20 protein-coding genes and 5 pseudogenes are annotated in these 24229 nt (G+C 36.7%); 17 read left to right on the plus strand and 8 right to left on the minus strand.

The annotated features are described in order from the left end of the window. Positions 1-20 precede the first annotated feature (20 nt). The 7 genes and pseudogenes from yaaA to SSAL8618_RS09940 form a co-directional block, all read right to left on the minus strand. Entirely contained in the window at positions 21-752 is a 732-nt protein-coding gene (yaaA, locus tag SSAL8618_RS09910) for a peroxide stress protein YaaA (protein WP_002885850.1), read from the minus strand. An 86-nt stretch (positions 753-838) separates the two neighbouring features. Then, the gene (locus SSAL8618_RS09915) at positions 839-1780 is read right to left on the minus strand and encodes a YitT family protein (RefSeq protein ID WP_038676896.1); all 942 of its coding nucleotides are present in this window, start codon (positions 1778-1780) and stop codon (positions 839-841) included. Then, a complete protein-coding gene (gene aspS / locus SSAL8618_RS09920; RefSeq protein WP_002885629.1) occupies positions 1773-3524 on the minus strand; it encodes an aspartate--tRNA ligase in 1752 nt (583 codons plus the stop codon). Before aspS ends, SSAL8618_RS09915 begins: the two co-directional genes overlap by 8 nt. 109 nt (positions 3525-3633) lie before the next feature. After that, positions 3634-4056 (minus strand): hypothetical protein, encoded by a 423-nt coding sequence (locus SSAL8618_RS09925; protein ID WP_002885776.1) that lies wholly within the window; start codon positions 4054-4056, stop codon positions 3634-3636. A 7-nt stretch (positions 4057-4063) separates the two neighbouring features. Next, positions 4064-5344, minus strand: a complete 1281-nt coding sequence (hisS, locus tag SSAL8618_RS09930) for a histidine--tRNA ligase (RefSeq protein ID WP_002885861.1) — start codon at positions 5342-5344, stop codon at positions 4064-4066. Between the two features lie 152 nt (positions 5345-5496). Then, a pseudogene (locus SSAL8618_RS09935) lies at positions 5497-6858 on the minus strand (PTS transporter subunit EIIC). A gap of 65 nt (positions 6859-6923) precedes the next feature. Continuing rightward, positions 6924-8036 carry a vitamin B12 independent methionine synthase gene (locus SSAL8618_RS09940; protein WP_022496170.1) on the minus strand — a complete coding sequence of 371 codons (1113 nt, stop codon included), beginning with the start codon at positions 8034-8036 and terminating at the stop codon, positions 6924-6926. Positions 8037-8266: 230 nt separating this feature from the next. Between SSAL8618_RS09940 and rpmF the strand changes: the two genes are divergently transcribed. The 14 genes and pseudogenes from rpmF (at position 8267) to SSAL8618_RS10005 (ending at position 21412) form a co-directional block, all read left to right on the plus strand. Then, positions 8267-8449: a 50S ribosomal protein L32 gene (gene rpmF, locus SSAL8618_RS09945; protein WP_002885630.1), complete on the plus strand. Its 183-nt coding sequence runs from the start codon at positions 8267-8269 to the stop codon at positions 8447-8449. A gap of 15 nt (positions 8450-8464) precedes the next feature. Continuing rightward, entirely contained in the window at positions 8465-8614 is a 150-nt protein-coding gene (gene rpmG, locus SSAL8618_RS09950; RefSeq protein WP_002262412.1) for a 50S ribosomal protein L33, read from the plus strand. 321 nt (positions 8615-8935) lie between these two features. After that, positions 8936-10390: pseudogene (locus SSAL8618_RS10505) on the plus strand (IS1182 family transposase). An 828-nt stretch (positions 10391-11218) separates the two neighbouring features. Continuing rightward, positions 11219-11646, plus strand: a pseudogene (locus SSAL8618_RS10900) (UDP-N-acetylglucosamine 2-epimerase); the annotation flags it as partial. Beyond that, positions 11620-12002, plus strand: a pseudogene (locus tag SSAL8618_RS09965) (DeoR/GlpR family DNA-binding transcription regulator); the annotation flags it as partial. The pseudogenes SSAL8618_RS10900 and SSAL8618_RS09965, both read left to right, overlap by 27 nt. A 29-nt stretch (positions 12003-12031) precedes the next feature. After that, positions 12032-12265 (plus strand): annotated as a pseudogene (locus tag SSAL8618_RS09970) (PfkB family carbohydrate kinase); the annotation flags it as partial. Positions 12266-12286: 21 nt separating this feature from the next. Beyond that, on the plus strand, positions 12287-13324 hold the full coding sequence (locus SSAL8618_RS09975) for a sensor domain-containing diguanylate cyclase (protein WP_014635176.1): 1038 nt from the start codon (positions 12287-12289) through the stop codon (positions 13322-13324). A gap of 102 nt (positions 13325-13426) precedes the next feature. Beyond that, positions 13427-14491 (plus strand): bifunctional glycosyltransferase family 2/GtrA family protein, encoded by a 1065-nt coding sequence (locus tag SSAL8618_RS09980; RefSeq protein WP_038676899.1) that lies wholly within the window; start codon positions 13427-13429, stop codon positions 14489-14491. Then, positions 14481-16706 carry a glycosyltransferase family 2 protein gene (locus SSAL8618_RS09985; protein WP_038676901.1) on the plus strand — a complete coding sequence of 742 codons (2226 nt, stop codon included), beginning with the start codon at positions 14481-14483 and terminating at the stop codon, positions 16704-16706. The genes SSAL8618_RS09980 and SSAL8618_RS09985 overlap by 11 nt, the downstream gene beginning before the upstream one ends. Next, positions 16703-18643: a hypothetical protein gene (locus tag SSAL8618_RS09990; RefSeq protein ID WP_038676903.1), complete on the plus strand. Its 1941-nt coding sequence runs from the start codon at positions 16703-16705 to the stop codon at positions 18641-18643. The genes SSAL8618_RS09985 and SSAL8618_RS09990 overlap by 4 nt, the downstream gene beginning before the upstream one ends. A gap of 632 nt (positions 18644-19275) precedes the next feature. Further along, entirely contained in the window at positions 19276-19896 is a 621-nt protein-coding gene (locus SSAL8618_RS09995) for a hypothetical protein (protein WP_223896469.1), read from the plus strand. A gap of 32 nt (positions 19897-19928) precedes the next feature. Beyond that, entirely contained in the window at positions 19929-20207 is a 279-nt protein-coding gene (locus SSAL8618_RS10905; protein WP_223896471.1) for a hypothetical protein, read from the plus strand. A 1-nt stretch (position 20208) separates the two neighbouring features. Then, entirely contained in the window at positions 20209-21000 is a 792-nt protein-coding gene (locus tag SSAL8618_RS10000; RefSeq protein WP_038676904.1) for a hypothetical protein, read from the plus strand. Continuing rightward, positions 20975-21412 (plus strand): hypothetical protein, encoded by a 438-nt coding sequence (locus SSAL8618_RS10005; protein WP_223896473.1) that lies wholly within the window; start codon positions 20975-20977, stop codon positions 21410-21412. Before SSAL8618_RS10000 ends, SSAL8618_RS10005 begins: the two co-directional genes overlap by 26 nt. Positions 21413-21709: 297 nt before the next feature. On the opposite strand, the gene SSAL8618_RS10010 is transcribed toward SSAL8618_RS10005, so the two are convergent. Then, positions 21710-22318, minus strand: coding sequence for an NUDIX hydrolase (locus SSAL8618_RS10010; RefSeq protein WP_014635184.1), 609 nt, complete (start codon positions 22316-22318; stop codon positions 21710-21712). 162 nt (positions 22319-22480) lie between these two features. Here SSAL8618_RS10010 and SSAL8618_RS10015 point away from each other — a divergent pair, with 162 nt between their 5' ends. From SSAL8618_RS10015 to SSAL8618_RS10025, 3 genes are read left to right on the plus strand one after another with little or no spacing between them, the layout of a single operon-like run. Further along, positions 22481-22807, plus strand: coding sequence for a PadR family transcriptional regulator (locus SSAL8618_RS10015; RefSeq protein ID WP_038676906.1), 327 nt, complete (start codon positions 22481-22483; stop codon positions 22805-22807). Continuing rightward, positions 22794-23378: a DUF1700 domain-containing protein gene (locus tag SSAL8618_RS10020; RefSeq protein WP_014635185.1), complete on the plus strand. Its 585-nt coding sequence runs from the start codon at positions 22794-22796 to the stop codon at positions 23376-23378. Before SSAL8618_RS10015 ends, SSAL8618_RS10020 begins: the two co-directional genes overlap by 14 nt. After that, positions 23375-24220 (plus strand): DUF4097 family beta strand repeat-containing protein, encoded by an 846-nt coding sequence (locus tag SSAL8618_RS10025; RefSeq protein ID WP_080730939.1) that lies wholly within the window; start codon positions 23375-23377, stop codon positions 24218-24220. The genes SSAL8618_RS10020 and SSAL8618_RS10025 overlap by 4 nt, the downstream gene beginning before the upstream one ends. Positions 24221-24229 lie beyond the last annotated feature (9 nt).

Below are 24229 nucleotides of genomic sequence, written 5' to 3' on the forward strand. Positions count from 1 at the left end.
GAGCTTATAACTCAGACTTTTTATGCAATTTTAACAAAAACTAGCTCATTATTAGAGGATAAATCCTCACGATAATTAAACTCATCAAAAGACAATTTTCGTAAATCATTAATCGTTTGACAATTCTCCTCCATAACAGCTGTCAAAAAAGCCCCTCTTGCCTTTTTGGAAATCGTAGAGTGAGTCTTAAGAACCCCATTGCGGTCTTCCATAAAACTAACCGTGAATAACTGCTTACGAAGAGTTGGACTAAAAACATCCTCGAATTCACTTGAAAGCAAAGAAACAACCGGAACTTGACTCTCCTCTAAAAATTGATCATATTCAGCACGCCAATAGTTTTTTAAGGACTGACCATCAACCTTAATCTTCGTATGAAAGTCATGACGATGTTCTTGAATCGGGTAAAAAGCGGGAATGATTCCATAAAAAGAAGATGTGATAAATACTTGTTGGTCTAAGAATTCTTTTTCACATGTGGATAAGTCACTACGTTTGATGTGACGATACATCAGTCCATTAAAAAGCTCGATAGCCGGATAGGTTTTCGCTTCTCCCGATAAAATCGCAGCCCAGCGCTGCTTTTCTTTCTCAGCCTGCTCAGGCTTTATTTTATAAGCTGTGGATAATTCATCTGTGGACAATTTTGCCATTTCAGTTAGGATAGCCGCACTCTTTTCGGATAATTTTTGAGACGAAACTTCCTTACTGGCCTTCATTTCTTTTGCGGTTGGAATTAAAAATCTAATCATACTGATATTGTAAAGTCAAGCAGGCATTTCGTCAAGAATTCTCTCCAACAAAAAAGAAGCTAACGTTCGTCAACTTCCTTTTTTTGTTAGTCATCTAAATCAACAAAACGACCTAGAATATGTACATTTTCTGCGATGGAGACAAAGGCTTTGGGATCTGTCTTTCTCATATAATGCTTGAAGTCAGTATACTCTTCACGCGTAATAATCGCCAGTAATACTGCTTTCTTTTCGTGATTATAAGTCCCTTCCGCATCATTAATCAGCGTTACTCCACGGTGGAGTTTCTTCTGAATCATCCTTACAACTGGGTCAGGATTACTTGTGACAATCATAGCCTGCATTTTCTTTTGTTTTGTGAAAATCGCATCTGTAACTCGACTAGAAACAAAAATAGTCACCATTGAATAAAGAGCATATTTCCAACCAAAAAGAATGCCCGCAAAAACCATGATAATTCCATTGACAATCAAGGAGATATTACCAACATCACGACCTGTTTTCTTACGAATAGTGAGGCTAACGATATCCGTCCCCCCACTAGAGATACGTGATTTTAAACCGAAACCAATCCCCGTACCCATGACCAAACCACCAAAGATAGCATTGATCAAAGGATCCTCTGTCAAGGTTACATGTGGCATCACCTGAATAAAAAGGGAGCTCATCGTTACTGTAATGAAGGTAAAGATTGTAAATTTATGGCCAATCTTGTACCAAGCCATAATCAAGAGAGGGATATTAATCGCATAGAAAGTCAATGATACTGGTATCTCAAAGCCCAAAGTTCTAACACTCAATGCCGATAAAACCTGTGCCAAACCTGTTGCTCCACTGGAGTAAACATGTCCAGGTTGAAAAAAGAAATTAACGGCGATTGACGATAAGAGACCATAAAGTAAAGAAGCTGAGACTTTTTCAGTATATTTTTCACGGGAAATACTACGTACAGCCTGCAAAACGCCCATTTTCTTCGCAGACTTTTTCGCTACAAATTTAACATGTTTATGAAGAGGTGCTTTATTCATTTTCTAAATCTACATGAAGGGCAAGTTCTTCCAACTGTTTATCAGCCACAAGACTTGGGGCCTGAGTCATAGGATCTGATGCCTTATTATTTTTAGGGAAGGCAATCACTTCACGGATATTATCTTTACCTGCAAGAAGCATAACAAAACGGTCAAGACCGATAGCCAAACCACCATGTGGTGGGAAACCATAGTCCATAGCTTCAAGAAGGAATCCAAATTGCTCATAGGCTGATTCTTCAGAGAAACCAAGGGCTTTCAACATACGTTCCTGTAGGTCTTTATGATTGATACGTAGACTTCCTCCACCAAGCTCATAACCATTCAAGACAATATCATAAGCTACAGCACGTACCTTGGAAAGATCTCCTTCAAGCTCTGCTGCAGAATCTTCTGTTGGCAAAGTAAATGGGTGGTGAGCAGACATATAGCGTCCTTCTTCTTCAGACCACTCAAACATTGGCCAATCGACAACCCAAAGGAAGTTGAACTTAGTGTTGTCAATCATGTCAAGTTCTTTAGCAATTTGATTACGCAAAGCACCAAGTGTGTTATTAGCGATTTCAAGTGTATCTGCTACAAAAAGAACTAGATCATTCTCTTCAAGGTGTAAAGCATCTGTCAACTTATCTTCAATACTTGTCAAGAATTTAGCAACTGGACCTGCTAGAGCTCCGTCAGTCATCTTAACCCAAGCAAGACCTTTAGCGCCAAATTGTTTGGCAAACTCTGTCAACTTGTCAATACTTTTACGTGAGTATTTGTCTGCATTTCCTTTGACAACAATTGCCTTAACAGCTGGCGCTTCAGCAAACACTTTGAAGTCTACACCCTTGACAACCTCTGTCAAGTCTTGTAAAAGCATGTCAAAGCGTGTATCTGGCTTGTCAGAACCATAGTTATTCATGGCATCATCGTAAGACATGCGTGGGAATGGTAGTGTAACTTCAATTCCTTTAGTTTCTTTCATAACCTTAGCAATCAATCCTTCTGTAATATCTTGGATTTCTTGCTCATTAAGGAATGACGTTTCCAAGTCAACTTGTGTAAACTCAGGTTGACGGTCTCCACGCAAATCTTCATCACGGAAACACTTAACAATTTGATAATAACGGTCAAAACCAGCATTCATCAATAATTGTTTAGTGATTTGAGGACTTTGCGGAAGAGCATAAAAGTGACCTTGGCTAACACGGCTTGGAACCAAGTAATCACGAGCACCTTCTGGTGTAGATTTTGTCAACATTGGTGTTTCAACATCGATAAATTCCAAGTCATCAAGATAATTACGGATGGCGTGAGTTACTTTTGCACGGAGCTTAAAGTTTTCCAACATCTCTGGACGACGAAGATCCAAATAGCGGTAACGCATACGTGTATCATCACTAGCCTCAACACCATCTTTGATTTCAAATGGTGTTGTTTTGGCAGTATTAAGGACTTTAAGGTCTTCAACTTTAAGTTCGACAGCACCTGTAGGCAAGTTATCATTAGCTTGTTCACGCGCTTCAACAGTTCCTGTTACTTCAATAACAAATTCGCTACGCAAGCTTTCAGCTGTTTCAACAACATTAGCATCCGCATTTTCAGGGTTAACAACCAACTGCATCAAACCTTCACGGTCACGAAGATCGATGAAAATCAAACCTCCGAGGTTACGACGGCGAGATACCCAACCTTTCAAAGTAATAGTAGTTCCGATGTGTTCACTACGAACACGTCCGGCATACATAGAACGTTCCATAAATACACTTCTTTCGTTAATTTTTTAGTCTTAACTATTATAGCAAAAAGCCCATCAAAACCCCACCCATTTCAGGTTAGAATTTTAATAGACTTTCTTTTTTATAAAACTATTTGCCAAATTGTTTCAACAAATCACTAGTATCCACGTAATCCTCAGCAAACTCTTCAAAATCTTCAAAACGATAATCGGCTGTTTCTAAGTCAAGTAAACTATTCCAACGGAATCCGTAAACATCTTCAATGATAACACTAAGTTCATCAGTTTCCTCGTCTACCTGCCATCCCAAATAACGTTCCTGGGTTTCAAAACTCAAGACCACATCTTGACAATCCTGACGCCAAACTTGACCAAGTAATTGCTGACACATCGCATGATCACTTGCAGGCTCATCATTAAACCAAGTAATATCATGTTTATCAAGAAAGGCAATCAACTGCCAAAACTGTTGTTGGAAACGAATGGGCATACTGCGATCAAAAGCCAAACTGAACTTTTCACTCCGTTTGAGCATATCAACTATACTAACCATACGCCCCCTACTTTTCTAACTGTTCGAGGACTGCAGCAAAGTTTTTAGTTAGCTCTTCGAAACTTACAGTAACTTCCTCACGAGTAGCATTATTTTTGACATTAACCTGACCTGACTCCACTTCACTCTCACCTAATGTGATAACCGTCTTGGCCTTGAAGGTATCTGCTGACTTAAATTGTGCCTTAATCTTACGTCCAAGATAATCACGTTCAGCCTTAAATCCTTGATAGCGGATAGCTTGAACTAACTCAAGAGCTTTGCCATTGGCACCTGAACCAAGTACTGCAATGTAAACATCCAGATTTTCTTCCACCGGAAGCTCAATACCTTGTTTATCAAGAACCAAAAGCAAGCGTTCTAAACCAAGTCCAAAACCAAAACCAGCTGTTTCTGGACCACCGAAGTATTCAACCAAACTATCGTAACGACCGCCTGCACAAATTGTCAATTCAGACTTATCAATAGTGGTAATAAATTCAAAAATCGTGTGGTTGTAGTAATCAAGACCACGTACCATATTAGTATCAATCACGTAAGGAATGTTAAGACTATCAAGCATGGTACGTACTTCGTCAAAGTGCGCTTGACTTTCTTCATCTAAATAATCAAGGATAGATGGAGCATTTTCAACGGCAACCTTATCTTCTTTTTCTTTTGAATCGAGTACTCGCAAAGGATTTTCATCCAAACGACGTTGACTATCTTTTGACAAACTTTCACGCATTGGTGTCAAATAGTCAATCAAGGCCTGACGATAAGCCAGACGACTCTCAGTATTTCCAAGGCTATTCAAATGAAGGGTAACATCCTTAATGCCAAGCGTATTAAAGAGTTGGTAGGCCATAGCAATGGTTTCAACATCTGTTGCAGGATTTTTTGATCCAAAGCACTCTACACCTAGTTGGTGGAACTCGCGCAAGCGTCCTGCTTGAGGACGTTCATAACGGAACATTGATCCAATATAATAAACTTTAACAGGTTTTTGGACCTCTGGCGCAAAGAGTTTGTTTTCTACATAAGAGCGTACAACCGGTGCTGTTCCTTCTGGACGAAGTGTAATATGACGGTCTCCCTTATCATGAAAATCATACATTTCCTTAGTAACGATGTCAGTTGTATCACCTACTGAACGTGAAATGACCTCGTAATGTTCAAACATAGGTGTACGAATTTCACCATAATTGTATTTCTTAAATGTTTCACGTGCAACATTTTCTACGTACTGCCATTTGGCACTATCCGCAGGTAAAATATCCTGCGTTCCCTTAGGTTTTTGAAGTTTCATAATGATGATACAGGCCTCAGATAGACCTGCCCTCCTTTTCCGTTATTACAGATATAATCACTCTATTCTATCATAATTTATATAGCTTTTGGGAAATGGTGGAGGATTTTTCAACGTCAGAAAGAAACAGACCTCTCGGCCTGCCACAATCATTAATCTTCCTTATAAAGAATGAAGGTCACAATGAAAGATACCACAACAGAAATTACAAGACCTGCAATAGCTGTGTAAAAATATTTAAGTGTATCTTCACCAATATACGCAGCAATCGTCAAGAGACCTGGGGAACCACCCGCAAAATTTCTCGCACCTAAAATACCAAGGAAGAAGCCACCTACTCCCCCGGCAACAATAGATCCTATAAGGGCTGCTTTATTTTGTAAAGTTACCCCATAAAGAGCCGGTTCCGTAATTCCACAAATCGCAGTAATCCCAGCAGATGAAGCCAGAGCTTTTTTATTGGTATCCTTAGTTTTTAAAGCAATAGCAAGGGCTGCTCCACCCTGAGCCACATTTGAAGCCAAAGCACCTGGCTGTGCAATCGTATCATAACCAATAGTCATACGGTTATTGATTCCAATGGATACTAAGCCATAGTGAGTTCCTGTTGTAACCATTAACGGGAAGGTTGCTCCTACAATTGTCGGAACAACCCATGGGCCAAAGTTTTCCAACCACTTAAAGAAGTCACCCAACCAGTTACCAATGACAGCACCAATTGGACCTAAAATCTAAAGTGTTACGATTGCAGTAATTAAGGTCGTAATCATAGGAACCAAGAAAAACTTCACAGCTTTTGGTGAAATTTTAATCGCAAAGCGCTCCACGTAACTCATAAACCAAACTGCCAAAATAACAGGGATAACCGTTGATGAGTAAGAAGTTAATGTAAGAGGAATACTAAAGAAAGAGACGCCATGACCTGATTCCTTGGCAGTTGTCACAATCTGAGTAAAAGTTGGGTGTAATAAAATAGCACCAATCAACATCCCCAATTGAGCATTCGTCTTAAACTGTCGAGCTGCTGAGGCACCTAAAAATACAGGTAAGAAATAAAATCCAGCATCGCCAATAAAATTAAGAACTTGATAGTTAACATCATCTACAGCTACTACCTTAAAGACAACCAAAAGGGACAAAACGGCCTTGATCATCCCTGCTGCTGTAATTACTGGTAAGATTGGGGTGAAAATCCCAGAAATAAGAGCTAAAAAGCTTTGAAGAGGAGTTCTATCTTGTTTTTCCGATGATTCCTTAGATACTTCATCCAGATCCAATAAACCTTCTAAAGCGCGGTATACATTTGGTACATCACTCCCAACAACAACTTGATACTGGCCACCACTCTTAGCCAAACTCACCACACCATCGATAGCTTTAACAGCCTCATCATCAGCTTTAGAATCATCTGCTAAGGTAAAACGTAAACGTGTAGCACAGTGTGTTAGATTCTGAACGTTCTCCTTTCCTCCTACAGCTTCTAAAATCTTCTGACCTGTCTCTTTATAATTCATGACACTTCCTTTCTATATTCATAAAAAGAGAGAACAGGCTGAGCCCGTCCTCTGCATTTTTTCTATTATGACCAAACTTTATCAGTAATTGTTTTAATCAATTTCAATTTATTCCACTCATCTTGCTCAGTCAAGATATTACCTTCTTCAGTTGAGGCAAAACCACATTGAGTTGAGATACCAAGGTTCTTAAGTGGTACAAGTTCAGCCGCTTCATGGATACGAGCAATAACAGCATCTACATCTTCCAAAGCTGGATCCTTAGAAGTAATCACACCAAGTACCAATTCAACATGATCACGGTTATTCCAAATCGTTGGAAGTGGTGCGAAGCTACCTGAACGCGCATCATCGTATTCCAAGAAGAAGATATCATAGTTCAATTGACCAAGATATTTAGCGACTGAATCATAGCCACCTTCAAAAAGATAAGTTGACTTAAAGTTCCCACGACAAATGTGAGTAGCCAAAGTCAAATCTTCTGGAAGACCTTCCAAAGCTTTATTGATAGTATATACATCATCCTCAGCAATTTTTGCCAACTCAGCTGTTTTCTCAGGATTATTTTTTTCATTCTCAAACTGTTGAATCAAATAACCCCAAGTCGTATCATCCAATTGTACATAACGTGCACCCAAATCGTAGAAATGTTGGATGGTATCATGGTAAGCTTTAGCCAAATCATCAAGGAAATCTGTCCATGAATCATAGTAATCAGCATAAAGATCACTACGGTGGTCACGGTTAATGATGAGTGATGGACTTGGAATAGTTACTTTTGGAGTAATTCCTTCAGGAGTCACTGATTTAAGATATTCAAAGTCACGATAGAAAGGATGATTAGGATTTTCAGCAATTTTACCATTGATACGAACGTTAGTTGTACGTGTCTTAGCTCCATGGAATTTATATGAATCCTCTTGTTGGTAAGCTTCAAAACCAGTTAGGTTCCATAGGAAGTCAAGGTGCCACCAAGAACGACCAAATTCACCATCAGAAACGACTTGAAGGCCATTTTCTACCTCATGATGAACCAATTCCTTAACCAATTCATCTTGTACTTTCAACAATTCCTCTTGCGAAATCTCACCATTGGCAAATTTTTCACGTGCTTCTTTTAAAGCTTGTGGACGAAGGTAAGAACCAACATGATCAAAATGATAATGAACTTTACTCATAGTTATTTACTCCTTTTTATTCTTTCATTTAATGTAATAATAAGCCTATTCTAGCACTTGCTGTTATAGCTGTGAAATATGTATTTACTATCAAATTGTATAGTTTTTAACTATATGTTTTCTTGAGAAGTTTTTTGTCAAGTAACTTTACTTTACAAAAAAGATATGTTATTCTGTTATAGTTGATTTAAAATCAAGAACATAAATATTAATTCGGAGGAAATAAAGAAATGGCAGTACCTGCACGTCACACTTCAAAAGCGAAGAAAAACAAACGTCGTACACACTACAAATTGACTGCTCCATCAGTACAATTTGACGAAACAACTGGAGATTACTCACGTTCACACCGTGTATCACTTAAAGGATACTACAAAGGACGTAAAATCGCTAAAGCTAACGCAGCTAAATAATAGAAGGGAGATACCATGCGCGTAAATATTACACTTGAACACAAAGAATCTGGTGAACGCTTGTACCTTACTTCAAAAAACAAACGTAACACTCCAGACCGTCTTCAATTGAAAAAATACTCACCAAAATTGCGTAAACACGTAATCTTTACTGAGGTAAAATAAGGATTCAATACGAATCAATACAAAAGAAAAACGCTGATTTCAAGCGTTTTTTCTTTTTGTCAATTGCAGTTTATTGCACTGTATTTCAATTCAAACTCTACCTTTTTCTCTACCTTTTTATCGTAAAATCTGATTGGACACGGTTTGTGTCCAAGTTATTTATAAATAGCTTTATATCAACCTTTAGCAAGGTTGTACAACTTATTCATAAAAAATAAATAGATCTGATTGAAGACAAAGTCCTCAGAAGTTATACTTCTGGGGACTTTTCTTGCTTCGAAGGAGTATAATAAAAGAAAAGGTATTTGATGAGGTACTCCTATGTTTCACAAAGATAATCCTGAATATAATCGTCGTCAAATAGGTTTCTATACACTTGATGAACTTGTGCCTAAAGACCATTTTCTAAGAAAAGTTGAAGAAACGATTGATTTTTCTTTTATTTATGATGTTGTTGAGGATAGTTATTCTTCAGATAATGGTCGCCCTAGTCTAGCCCCTGTTTTGTTAGTTAAGATTCCTTTGATTCAATGTTTTTATGGCATTCGTTCTATGCACCAAACCATCAAGGATATCGAGGTGAATACGGCTTATCGTTGGTTTCTTGGCTTATCTCTGGATGATAAGGTACCACATTTTACAACTTACGGTAAGAACTATAGCTGACGCTTTCAAAATAAAGAATTGTTAGCACACATTTTTAGTCATGTGCTTCATCACGTTTTGGAGGCGGGGCTCATTGATCCCTCAGAAATCTTCATCGATGGGACACATATCAAGGCAGCTGCTAATAATCATAAGTACAAAAATGTTGTTGTTGATCAAAAAGCTAAATTCATGAGTGAACAACTGGATGTTGAGATTAATTTAGACAGGAAGAAGCATGCAAAAAAGTTCTTAAAGCCCGCCAAAAAAGGCGAAGCTAAATCTAAGAAACAATCAACGACTGATCCAGATAGTGGTTGGTTTCACAAGGGAGAACACAAGGAAGTCTTCGCTTATAATGCTCAGGTAGCTTGTGATAAACATGGTTGGGCCTTGGCTTATACAGTTGAAGCAGGTAACATCCATGATAGTCAGGCCTTTCCTGTTCTTTTCGCCAAGTTAGAACCCTTCTCCCCTGAATTCATTATTGCGGATTCAGGCTACAAAACACCTAGTATTGCCAAGTTTCTTTTAGAAAAAGAGATTACGCCAGTATTCCCTTACACTAGGCCAAGAGTAAGAGAGGCTTTCTACGTCCTAAAGACTTTGTCTATGACGAGCATTTTGACTGCTATCTTTGTCCAGAGAACCAGGTATTAACTTACCGTACAACGACACGTGAAGGTTATAGAGAATATAAAAGTAATCCCGAAATTTGTAAGACCTGTCCCTTGTTAGCGATTTGTACTGAAAGTCGCCAGCACCAAAAAGTTGTTGTGCGTCATATTTGGAAAGATGCCTTAGAAATCTGTGAAGATATCCGTCATCAAAGTGGGATGAAGGAACGGTACCAACACCGGAAAGAAACGATAGAACGTTTATTCGGAACAGCTAAAGAATATCATAACTTGCGTTATACCAGAGAAAAAGGAAAGTCCAAAATGGAAGATAAGGTTGGGCTTACTTTGGCATGTCTAAATATCAAAAAATTGGTAAAAATGATGGTAGGGAAGACCTGTTATTTTATCCAAATACCTCAATATTATTGGATTATGGGAGAATTAAGTGTGAATATAAAAAAAGACAAACATCAAAAACGATGTTTGTCTTCATTCTGAATCAGAATTTTAATAGGAATTCTGATTTTTTTATGCAAATCCATTTAAAAGCCAAAGGGTGTTTAATTATTATTTATTAAAATATAGATAAATATCATTTGATTAGTATTTGTTAAGTAGGAGTGCTTAATTCAAACGACCTCATTATAATGCTTATCACATACATTAAAATAATAAAAAATTGAAAGAAGGTTGAAAAATAAAAATAACATGCTATAATTATAGCGTCTATATGAATAGGGAACATGGGTAGTAGTAACTCGAAGCCAACCTGTTTGTAATATTTTGACTCTTTTGGGGAGAGTTGAATGATTACTTGTTGGTACTTGGTGCTATGTGATATGGTATTGGGATAGGGTTATCATACCGATGTTTTGATTTGTAAGATGGGGATAGAGCGTAAGTAAAGGGGACGCTCTTTAAAATGGGGAGAAGTTTTTATGAAATATATGTAAATTAGCAATACTGCAGGAGAAAAAACACTTTTATTAGCAAAGCGTTTTTTCTCCTGCAGTTTTTTTATTTATTAAATAGTGTATTTTTAAATTCGGGGGAGAAGACTAGAAAATCTCAAAACAATTGATATCCTTGGATGATATGACTTAGTTTTCTTGTCTTACTTCTTGAATTTTATACGTAATGATAGTCTTTTTATTGAGACCTTTTTCTTTATCTACTTTACATCATTTGCAAAACAAGACCAATAGCGAGGGCATTCCCTTTAATGCTTTTGGAGAAAGGATAACTCATTTTCCTTTTTATTGGGGATAATAAAGTGATAATGTAGAGTCTTATTTGTCAATATTATATTGATTTCGTATAGGTCATAGGGGGGGATCTTATGGGAAAATTAAATATTATGGTTGTCTTTGGGACAAGACCAGAGGCAATTAAGATGGCGCCGTTAATTCTTGAGTTGAAAAAAACATCAAGAAACCATTAATACTATTACAGTAGTCACAGCTCAACACCGTCAAATGCTTGACCAGGTTTTGGAGACTTTTGAAATAGTTCCTGATTATGATTTGGATATCATGGGAAAAAAATCAATCACTTCAGGAAATTACTTCTAAAATTTTGGCTAATTTTGATCCAGTTGTTAAGAAAGAACAACCTGATTTGGTTTTAGTTCATAGTGATACTACAACAACTTTTGCTGCTGGATTGGTTGCATTTTACAATAAAGTAAGTATTGGTCACGTTGAGGCTGGGCTTAGAACTTATGACAAATATTCACCATATCCAGAGGAAATGAATCGTCAGGTGACGGTTGTGACTAATTCTATCCATCATGCTGTTAAGCTGGTAGATCTCGGTATTAGTACTAGGATTATTGGTGGTAAGGTTAAACATTCAACAGATGCCTCTATTGGAAGTACAGCTCTGGAACAAATCAGACAACTGAATTTTGATTGTGCTTTCATTGGTGCTAATGGAGTTGATGCCAATTATTTCACAACGCCAGATATGGAAGAGGCGGTCATTAAACGAACAGTGATAGCTAATGCGCAAAAAGCCTATGTTCTAGCTGATGCTTCTAAACTTTCTCAACCTATGCTAAGGTAGCCGAGGTTGAGAAAGTAACCATAATCACAAATGCTTCGGAAGAAGGGCTCCTTAAATAATTAAAAGAGAAAACGAGGGTTATTGAAGTATGATTTATACTGTGACGCTAAACCCATCAATCGACTTCATTGTTCGTATCGACAAGGTAGAGATTGGTGAAGTTAACCGAATAGAGAGTGATGATAAATTCGCTGGCGGTAAGGGTATTAATGTCAGCCGTATTCTACAACGTTTAGGAATTGACAATACTGCTACGGGCTTCATCGGTGGTTTTACAGGACGTTTTGTTACAGACAGTTTGGATGCTGAAGGTATTAAAACTACTTAGAATGGTGAGACTGTAATGGTATTAGGAAAAGTAAGTGATTTTTTAATCAAGCATCAAAGATTGTTAACATACTTAAGTATTTTTGCTGCGTTAATGTTATTAATGCGCTTAGTGTATGATGATGTTTTGATTGACCATGATAATCCCATCGTTTTAGCAATCTTTATAGGAATACTAGTTCTTTGGACCCTAGCATCTTACCTTAATCGAAGACAGCATATGCTATCCCACTTTATCTTACAGAGTTCGAAACTTATTAACGTCTATGCTGTAGACTTAGATTATCGTTTTATTGCGGTTAATAAGAATGATATTCGGCTCATGGAAGAAATCTTTTATTTCACTCCCAAAATTGGTGACTTTCCAATGAATTATCTTAATAGTGAAGATGCTGCGCGTTTAAAAGCAAATGTTGATCGTGCGAAAAAGGGTGAAACATTTATATTTATGGATACTATTAAGACAGGCGACAAAACGCTTTACTGGCAAAATATGTATTCTCCCATTTATAACAATCGCCAAAAAGTGATTGGTGTTTTTTGTTTTGTTCTTGATGTTACAGAGCAGAGACTTCATGAACTTGAAATACAGAGGATGGCATACGAAGATGTTTTAACACGGGTTCATAATCGACGATATATTGAGCTTGCTTTTGAGGAATGTCTGACACGTAAAGAAGAACAAATTACGGTTATTATATCTGATTTGGATAAATTCAAGGAAGCAAATGATACCTTTGGACATGCTACGGGAGATAAGATTCTAATTGAATTTGGTGATATTTTAACGAAGATAATGCCTGAAAGTGCTGTAATAGCAAGGTTAGGTGGAGATGAATTTGCGGTTTTACTCCCTGGAGTTTCTGAAAATCAAGCTGAATTTTTAATAAAACTTGTTCAAGCAGAAATGACTCTCAAAGATATGGGGATTACAGCATCTTTAGGTGCTTATACGGACTCTTATCAATCACATAAAAACTTCGTTGATTTTTTTGCAATAGCTGATAAGAAAATGTACGAAAATAAAAGTCAGAAAGGAAAATCAAATGTTTGACATTATTCTAGTCGATGACGGTAGTGGAGCTGATTTTGCACCGTTATTTGCAATAGCTGATAAGAAAATGTACGAAAATAAAAGTCAGAAAGGAGAACGTCGATGATGTTTCAAGATGTTGTTATTGTCATTCCTGCCTATGAACCTGATGACCGTTTGTTGGAACTTTTGAAAAATATTCGGGATAAGGAAAATCAAATGTTTGACATTATTCTAGTCGATGACGGTAGTGGAGCTGATTTTGCACCGTTATTTGCAATAGCGCAGAGTAACTATGCTTGTCATTTGCAAAGACATGCTGATAATAAAGGAAAAGGTCGTGCTTTAAAAACGGCTATTTCATATATTTTGGACAATTTTCCTAATGCCAAAGGAATTGTGACGATTGATTCTGATGGTCAACACACCTACGAAGACATGATGAAATGTTTGGCTGAATTTTTGCAACATCCTGATAGTTTGGTGCTGGGTGTTAGAACATTTGAAAAATCTGTTCCTTTACGTAGTAAATTTGGAAATTTATTGACAAGAGACGTCTTGGGGGCTATGACAGGTGTGCACGTTTCTGATACGCAAACGGGACTTCGTGTGATTCCTATGTCATGGTTGCCAAAACTCTTAACCGTGGAGGGTGAACGGTATGAATTTGAGATGAATATGTTACTTGAGGCAAAAGAGGACAATATTCTGATTTGTGAAGTTGGCATTGCAACGATTTATTTGGATGAAAATCAGTCGTCGCATTTTGATGCGATTCGTGACTCGATTAGAATTTACAAGGTTTTCTTCAAGTACATTTTTTCAGCATTGTTTTCCTTCTTGGTTGATATTGTTGCTTTTACGATTTTAATTTCTTTGTTTAATGGATTGAGTTTTAGTGCGGTGACGTTAGCTTCGATTTTAGCGCGTGTGATATCATCTGTTGTTAATTTCACCCTGAATCATAAGGTGGTCTTTAAACAAGGTCAATCAAATAGTGCGATAAAATACTTCACTTTGGTGGTAGTACAGATTGTTTTGTCAAGTTTATTGGTAACAGTTCTAGGAAATGCCTTGACGACGCTGCCAATTTCATTGGTGAAGATTTTAGTTGACGGTACACTTTTCATTGTCAGTTATTTTGTGCAAAAACATTTGATTTTTAGTGGAGGTGAGAATGAAGACTAGTAAGAGGATACTCTATTTCGTTGCATTTGTAACGACTGCCTTTTATTTAACTTGGCGTTTGGTGGCGACTATTCCGTGGCATGATTCATGGTTTGCGCTGATCTTTGGGATTTTATTGTGGGGAAGTGAGGTAGTTTCAGCCATTACAGGCTACATTCTCATTTGGAATAAGCAAAAGGACTTTGAGCTTGAAAAGCCTGAGATTGCTAAGGAGCGTTACCCAGATGTGGATGTTTTGATTGCAACGCATAATGAGGATCCAGAGTTGCTTTATAAGACGATTAATGCCTGTACTTTTATGGAATATCCTGATAAGTCTAAGGTGCATATCTACGTCTGTGATGATACCAATCGTCTAGAAGTTGCCAAATTGGCTGATGAGCTTGGTGTTGGTTATTTTGGTTTGGCGGATAATAAAGATGCCAAATCAGGAAACTACAATAATGCTTTACGTCAGACGTCATCACCTTTGGTGGCGACATTTGATGCGGATATGATTCCTTATCGTGAATTCCTGTTGGAAACTGTGCCTTATTTTGTTGAACAAGTTGAGGCTTATGAAAATGGTGACGATTATGATAAGTCAAAAGTTGGTTTGATTCAAACGCCACAAAGTTTTTACAATGCTGATATTTTCCAATTTAACTTGTTTTCAGAATCAACCTTACCAAACGAACAAGATTTCTTTTCCAAAGAAATTAATGTTTGCAATAATTCGCACGGTGCAGCGGTTTATACGGGGTCTAATACGCTTATTTTCCGCAAGGCGATTGAAGATGTTGGTGGTTTTCCGACAGATACCATTACGGAGGATTTCGAGCTAGGTGTTCGGATGAATGCGGCTGGTTATGTAAATTATTCGACGAAAAGTCCAATGGCTAGCGGGTTAACGCCAACAGATTTGAAGAGTGTCCTCAAACAGCGCGCGCGCTGGGGACGTGGCGTTATTCGCAGTAGCTACAATATGAATATCTTCTTTAATCCCAAATTGACAAAGGGGCAAAGAATTGTTTATATTAATGGCTATCTTTATTGGTGGTCTTTCTTTAGACGGTTATTGTATATCTTGGCACCGATTTTATATACGGTTTTCCATGTGCGTGTGGTGGTGTCAAATATCTGGCTACTGTTCCTATTCTGGTTGCCAAGTTACGCATTGACACACTTGTCAATGCGAGAAGTCTCAAAACAATACCGAACACAGGTTTGGGGAGAAATTGTGGAAACGATTTTTGCTCCGTATTTGTTTATTCCCATGATGTTGGAGTCCTTTGGCATTAGCGATAAAAAATTTAAGGTGACACGTAAGGAAAATGATACGTCGTGGACGTTGTACCTTTATGCGCTTCCTTATCTTGTTTTATGGGGATTAGCCGTTTATGGTTTGGTGACTTTTAACTATGGAAAATTTGGTTCAGAGCTTTTTTATGGAAGTATTATCAGTTTTTGGTTGATTTATCATATCATCAATTTGACCTTTGCGATTTTCTGTGCGCTTGGTCGTCCGATTTATCGCTCAAGTGAGCGTTTTACTGTTGATGAAGCTATGGTTATTGAGGTTGATGATGATTCTTACCAAGTGAGAGTCTGTGATATTTCAGAAACGGGGATTTCATTCTATACGGATTTACCATTGTATTTGCCGAAAGAAAAAGAACTGACGCTTAATTTGCAATCACGTGATTACCATGCGAGGGTAAAAGGTCATGTTGTTCGTGTTTTTGCGATTGATAATGGTTGGCGCTACGGCGTTCAATTTTCAGAAATTCCTGAAGCTGATAAGCGCGAATTTTATCAGTACATTTATGACCGCATTAATCACAATCTTCCGAAGGAAAAAGACCCTTGGATGACAACATGGGATGATTTATTTGAGAACTTTAGTCAACGTTTCCAAAATAATGAACGTCCTGTTTCAGCCTATGACCAAGTAGCTTTTCCGAAAGTTCGTGTTAATGAAGAGGTTCAGGTTGCTGGAAAAAAATGCCAGCTTAGAAAGACAGATTATTATTACATGACATTTTCTGGAAAATTGACAAATCCTAAAAAAGAACCGAATGTCGCATTTACCTACAAAGATTTGCCAATTCAGTTGACTTTTGTGTCCTATGATATTGATAGAGACGAATCGCTTTATCGAGTTACCAATTTAGCGGATTTGGATAGCTTACCTGCTTTTAAAGCCTTAGCAAATGAATGGAGAGGGAGAGTATGATTAGTATTGCTAGATTACTGTTGTTCTTTGTGATTACCATGGGGTACAATGCCTTTTTCCGTAATACTGTGAAGATGAATCGCAGTCTGACATGGGTGTTTACATTTTCAGTCATTACATTGGTATTGTACCTTGGTAGTTTGTTAGGCTTTATGTTGCAGACCGTGTATGCCATTTCTGTTTTGGGCTGTCTTTTGAGTCTTTATTATCTTTGGGCGGTATGGAAAAAGAAATATCGCTTTAGGAGACTTGATTATATTGCGCTTGGAATGATGGCTTATTTGCTTTTGTTTGGAATAACGCTCTGGCATTCACCGCTTTTACATTATGATAATTTTACGCATTGGGCAACGATTGTAAAATTTTTCCATATCAATAATGCTTTGCCAACACAGCAGGATACGATTATTAGTTATTATACCTATCCTGTTGGAAGTTCACTTTTCATTTATTTTTTCACGACTATCGTAGGCTTTTCAGAAGGTAGTATGTTGGTCGGGCAATTCTTCTTGATTGCTTCCAGTCTTTATGCCATGTTTGCGGCACTTCGTGATGATCGACGTGTCTTAATGGTTAGCATGATTTTTGCTTCGTTTGCTGTTTTTAATACGTTCAACGTTGCTATTCGATTAAATAATTTGCTGGTTGATTTTCTGCTTCCGGCCTTGGCCTTGGCAGCCATAGCAGGTTGTTTTGTCTATCGTAATCGTTTCTGGTTTTTGTCGCTAAATACGGCGGTAATTCTTGGATTATTAAGTATCGTCAAAGTAAGTGGACTTTTCTTTGTCGCTCTCGTTTTAGTAGTTTATGTGGTTTGTATTGTGCGTTTACTTGTTCGTAAAAGAGCACGTTTAAAAGCACTAGTGCTACTCATAATGACCTTGCTAGTCAGCTGTCTTCCTTTTGTTATTTGGCAAAAGCATGTGACGGATAATTTCCCAAATGCCTCAAGTGCCAAGCATGCGGTGTCCATGTCAGAACTTGGTCAGGTATTGACTGGAAATCTGTCAGGCGTCCCACAAAAAATTATCACTCTTTTTGTCAAATCGGTGTTTACGTTTGACAGTTTGGCAAGCAATGGAATTTTGATAATCAATCTGATTATGCTGATTGCCTTTATTGTGATTGGCATTCGTTTGAAATATAAGAAATTTGTCTTGTTGACTTGGGGATTTGTTGATATTTCGATTGTGACTTACTATATTGGCATTTTACTCATGTATCTGACAGCAATGCCGACTGATGAAGCGTTAGAATTAGCAGGATTTGAGCGCTATGCTTCGAGCATCGTTATCTTTGTTTTTGGTTGTTTGACCATGGCTTTAGCATGGGTAATGGACAAGTGTCTGTATGAAAAAATCATTAGTAAACGTAATGCTAGGTCTTACAAGAGCTTATTTAATAAACACTTGTACCAATACGCGAGCCTTGTTTTGACAGTTTATGCCATTGGAATGTTCTTGTCAGAAAATAATAGCATTGTTTACAATAACAATCAGGAAACAAACGAGGTCGTAAAAGAAATTCATCAGTTTACTGGAAGTCAGAGTAATTCGTCAACGGATAGAATTTTGGTTGTAACAGCAGATAAGGAGAATGTAGATAATTATTTTGTCCAATATGCTAGTCGTTATTATCTGTGGGATGTCAATGTTGATGCCAGAGAAAATTTTGTGTCGGTTGACCAAGAATTTTTAGATTTAATGGCATCATACAGCGACAGAGCAACAAGTTATTACCTCAGCAATGAAAATATCGATACTAGAGATGGTTCCAATTTAACAGACGATGACTTTATTGCACTCTTAAAAACGTATGACGAAGTCTTGATTTTAGATGACCATTATACGTTTAATGCCTTGACGAAAAAACTATTTGGTCGGACATATTCCCCAGGATTGTATAAAGTATCAGATATTCTTGCTGGAAAAGGGTAAGTTTTCTAGCTTTATCAAGCATAAGTCTTGATATTTCAAATAAAATATTCTATTATAACAAAAAATATGTAGAAGGAGGCGGAGTTTGTGACTTCGCCTCTTGTGGTGCTCAAAAGACTTTCTTGAACATTGGAGAGGAAGCTAAGATAAGTCCGTTTGAATTATCTGCTCTACTCATCACACAAAGCGAGGTCCTTAAAAGATACAATCCACGTTCCACACACTCAACACTAGCATAGAAAAATCTCATATCTACAAAAGCAATATCAGATTTTGGTTCTCGTGAACAATCAAAATAGCCCTTTATCTATCTCTTTTATAGTTGTTTTCCCAATATTCCCTTTCACCTTTTCCTATGCCTTCTGGTAGTTGCTTCAAACATTGTCCCATACTTTGATATTTAACAATTTCAGTTATTTCAGCCAAAGAAAGTCTATGGGATGCTCTGCTAAAGTCCGTATCGAAGTAATCAACCTCTTCTATTTCAACTAAAATCTCATAATTTTGACCAAGATAATATTTAATTTCAGACGGTACTAACTTCTCTGATTCTTACTGAGGTAAAATAATTGAATTAAAAACCATGAAAATCTTATTTTCATGGTTTTTCTATTACTCAAAGAGGATCTCCTATGACAAAAATAGAAACATTTAGATGGCGTATGTGGCATGTTTATCTCCTTATTTTTATAACCATTCTACTTACAGGTACATTCGTTCGCTATGGTTATAGAATTCAGGCCGCTTATTCCTTAGACGATAGACTTTACGACTATACTAACAAAAAAGTTACTGTAACATCCTTTCAAAACGTCAAAATTGGAAACTTTAACGTTTTAGGTGTTAAGTTTGGAAATGAAAAAGCACTTGAGAGAAGTCAATTAGCCGTCGGTCGCTCCTATCTAGCCTTCCAAGAATCTAGGTATAAAGCATCTAAACACAAGAAGTACCCTAAAAATTATGATATTATCCACTATTATCAGCTTGGTAAAGATACTGGAAAAGGACACACTATTGATGTACTAGACCTTGCTAAGAAACTAGGATACGATGATCCCGGTTCTATGGATAATACCATGTACTCCGATGGTAGGGATGAGTTTGTGAAATTTTCATCCTATGACAACGAAAAAGTATTCTATGTCAATTTACGCACCCATAAGGCAACAAAACCAAACCAGCAAAAGTCAGTCAATACTACGAATTTGCTAAACCTTACCGCTATCTCCTTTCAAAGGATAATTTTTCTATAGGTCATAAAGATGATCCCCTCACTATCAACTCCATGCCCCTTATCTGGACCAAAGAAAGAAATTTTGCTGATTACAAAGATCAAGACGATAACGAATACAGTGACCAATCGCTCAAAAAAAGAGTCAGCCTAATTATCGTAACAACTGATTCACTTAATTTGGATGATGCCATTAAACTCCAAAAAGAGTTAACACCAGATAAGGAGGATATCTATTGGTATTTTACAAGTACTGATACAACGACTGGACACCTCGAGGAAGTTAAAAGTCAAAAAGATTACAACCTACTAGTTAAGGAGAGTCATAACTAATATGGTAAAAAATAACTTAAAATACCTTAAAATTACTATGCCCTTGATTTTATTATTGACCATGATTGCTATCTTTTTCTATTACAATGCTCAAGAAAATATTAAAGGGTTTTATAAAACTCGTGGATTTCAAGGAAAGGTGCAAATAACTGGTATCGGATGGGCAGATAAAATTACTTATTGTATGAATAAAGAAGATGAGGTTAAACATTACTTGATTTTCCATATTGATTATCAAGAAACCATTAATAACAAAAAAGAACATGTAAAGACTCAACTGCCTCTCCATATTCAAGATTTACTCTATCCTTACATTGCCAGTCCAACGGAAAGCGACTCAGATTTTAATCGCCAAAATAGTGAATATAAGATTTTACCTGATGAAAGAGAATATGGGGACGACTTTGTTAAAAAGTCTATTAAAATCAACCCTAGAAATCAAAAATTTATCAATGATATCTCTAAAGCTCTAAGATCCGAGAAAGATTTAAAAAATATTATTGTTCAGATAGAACCTGTACCATACACGACACTCTATACTTATGAGAGGGGACATTCTAAAGCGCTAGGTGGCTATTATGATTTTTCACTTAAAGATGCTCTACGAAACAAACAACTTACTGTCCAATTGAGTTTTCCTTCTGGTTCCACGACTAAAGAAATTGACTTACATTCTCAATTAGAACAGATACTTAAAAACTCTGAACTACCAGATGGATGGTATATCTTAAATCAAAATAACGACTTTCCAAAAGAGGTACATATTGATGACAATCAAATTAGAATTAACTGAAGAAAGAACTCAGAGAGAATTATCTGAGGAAGAATGGGCTTTTCCTATTTGGAGATGGGCGGCTTTCTCACTATTTGACACCCTAATCCTAGTTAGTCCCCTGACAAGAGAATTGATTTATCCTGGGGGGAGTGATTCTCGTTTTTACCTAGGTAAATCATTGGGTAACTTGATGCTAGATGATACACAACGCTTCATCTTTATTATTATCATTCTAACTCTGTTGCTACCTGCTTTTGCCTTAATCGTAGAAAGCCTATTATTTTCAAAAGGACATCCTCTACTTTCAATGATATGTAGCTGTCTAATTTTGTTAGTGCAACGGTCCTATTTGTCTATAGTCTCAGTATTGTCCCAGATTTTTGGAGCTTTACAATTTATAGTTATATGCTTTACCTTCTCTTCAACATAGGTAACTCCCTCAGAAAAATCAATAGAATCATCAATCTTAGGCAGAATAACACCAAAGCATAACAGCCTCTATCTACATAATACTCCCCTTTTAGTATAGGAATGACACAAATGAAACAAAAAAATCTTGTCTACTCTGAAGTTGACCACCTAGCTAAAAGCTTCCATATTAATTTTGAAAATCATTTTAGGAATACTCTAGACCCCTGTCTCAGAAATAAATTTCACTCCTTTTGTAGCAAATAAACAATTTAATTAATAGTAAAAAAATCAACATATTACCGTTGATCTTTTATTTTTACTCTAAATCTTTCAGAATATCTGTAAATCTGTGTGTAAACATAGCTGTCATCCCCCATATATTTTCTGTCAAGTTTCTGTAAAAAGGAATATGACGTTCACTATACCCAAAATTGTATTTTTCTCTGTTTTTTACCAAGAAAAATGGGAAATCTTTCGCATCACTCAAGGTAGAAATCACTTTATAATAAATCGGATTCTCTGTCAACAACGTGTCAACATAGATTGTAAACAACCGTTTCACCTCTTCATTTGGATGAATATCCTCCCAATTTTCTATATTTATCTTTCCAACAAAGCAATGGATGGTTCTCCCCTGATGAATCAGATAATCAATCTCTCCCCAAATGTCAATTTGATCAGGAAATAAGTTTAATTCCTCACAAGTTTCTCGTATAGCAGCTTCTTGAAAAGTCTCACCTTCTTCGACACGGCCACCAGGAAAAGAAACCTCACCTGGTTGAGAAATATGCTCACTTCGTACTTGGTAAAGGATTTGATACTTATCAGTTTTTACATCATATATCAAGGGTAAAAGCACTGCATAGCGTCCTTTCTCCCCTAGTGGCTTTGGCTCGTAATGAGCTAGTTTATCTTTAATAGTCATAAGAACTCCTTGACTTCATATTATCATAAAAAAGAAGTTATCCCTATTATATAAATTTTTTATATATAAAATATTGACATATCTTTCTAAAAGAGATACACTCAATGTGTAAAATAATTATATATAATTTTTATACATATCCTAAAAGCAAAGGAGCACATTATGTATTTTCCAACATCGTCAATCCTGATAGAGTTCCTAATACTAGCTATTATAGATAGAGAAGACTCTTATGGCTATGAAATTAGTCAAACCATTAAGCTTGTGGCTAATATCAAGGAGTCAACACTTTATCCTATTCTAAAAAAGCTTGAAAAAGCAGGCTATATGACCACTTATAGCCAAGCATATCAAGGGCGTAAACGTAAATATTACAGTATTACCCAAGAGGGAAAAAATCATCTTCAATTTCTTAATGAAGAATGGTTAACCTATAAAGAAACCTTCGATGGTATTGTAGAAGGGAGATTAAGACATGACAAGGACTGAATATATAGCCAAATTAACAAAATATCTACGAAAATTACCACAAAAGGACTATGAAGAGGCTCTCGAATATTTCATGGAATATTTTGAAGAGGCTGGACCTGAAAATGAAGCTCAGGTTATTGCAGAATTGGGTACACCTAAGGAAGCAGCACATGAAGTCATTAGTCGTCTTCTAGACGAAAAGATTATTGAGGAAAAGAGTAGCTTACGTAATAAAACAACTATCCTCTGGATTGCGATTCTAGCTGTTTTAGCCAGTCCAGTCGCCTTACCAATTCTACTATTCTTCCTAGCTATGCTATTGACACTTCTTGTGGTTATTTTTGCAGTTATAGTGACTGCCTTAGCTCTTACTTTTGCCTTACTCATTAGTGGTATTTACACTTTCTTTACAAGCTTCTCTCTCTTAAATGTTTCACTAGCTTCAACACTGTTTGGAGTGGGTCTAGGTCTATTGATGTTTGGAGGAGCACTCTTACTGCTTTTGATTTCATTTGAAATCTGTAAACTTATTGTAAAGCTAATTACCCTATTGATTAAATGGCTCATCAAGAAAGGAAGAAAATCATGAAAACTTGGAAAAAGATTGTCCTCGGAGTGTCTCTTATCTCTCTATTTTTAGGAGGAGGATTAGTAGCTTGGGGTTATAGCCAAGGTGGCTTAACAGATTTACAAAATAAAACTATAAGTGAGCAAGATTATGTCAAGAAAGAAGTTAAGGACTTCAATAAAATTGATATTAAAAGTAGTAGCTACAATGTGCTTATAAAAAATGGTGAAGTTGACAAAGCAACGCTTTCTTACTACCAAAAAACAAAAAATCCAATTGACACATCTGTAAAGGATGGTCAATTGACTATCAATGATAACAACTCTGAATTAGATTCGACTTCTAACAAACATATTAACTTTTTCGGATTAAAAGATTTAGTAAGGCTTTCTACTCTCAACAAGGAAGTCAGAAATAAAACCATTGTCATTACACTCCCTAAAAAACAAACGATTGATTTTTTAAAGGTTGATTTAGCAACTGGAAATCTAGATTTAAGTAATAGCACCATCAAACAAGCAGACATCAATCTAAATGTAGGGGACCTAACTTTTACTAAAATGATTGTCAGCAACCTAAAAGCTAATCTTGATGTTGGTAGTGTTGATAGTGATCATACACTTTTTACTAACTCAGATTTATCTATTGCAATGGGAGATTACTCTGGAGATAACCTGATTTTCAATGGTCACAATAAACTTGATGTTACATCCGGTGATATTGAAATAGCTCTTAAAGATTACACGCTCAATGTTCAAGCCGATAGTCATTCAGGAGAGGTGTACATCACAAATAACCTTAAGATTTCAAAGGATAACACACTAACTATTACCTCAGACCTTGGTGATATAACTGTTGAATAACATAAAAAG

It is taken from the genome of Streptococcus salivarius (assembly GCF_000785515.1).
Classification (GTDB): domain Bacteria; phylum Bacillota; class Bacilli; order Lactobacillales; family Streptococcaceae; genus Streptococcus; species Streptococcus salivarius.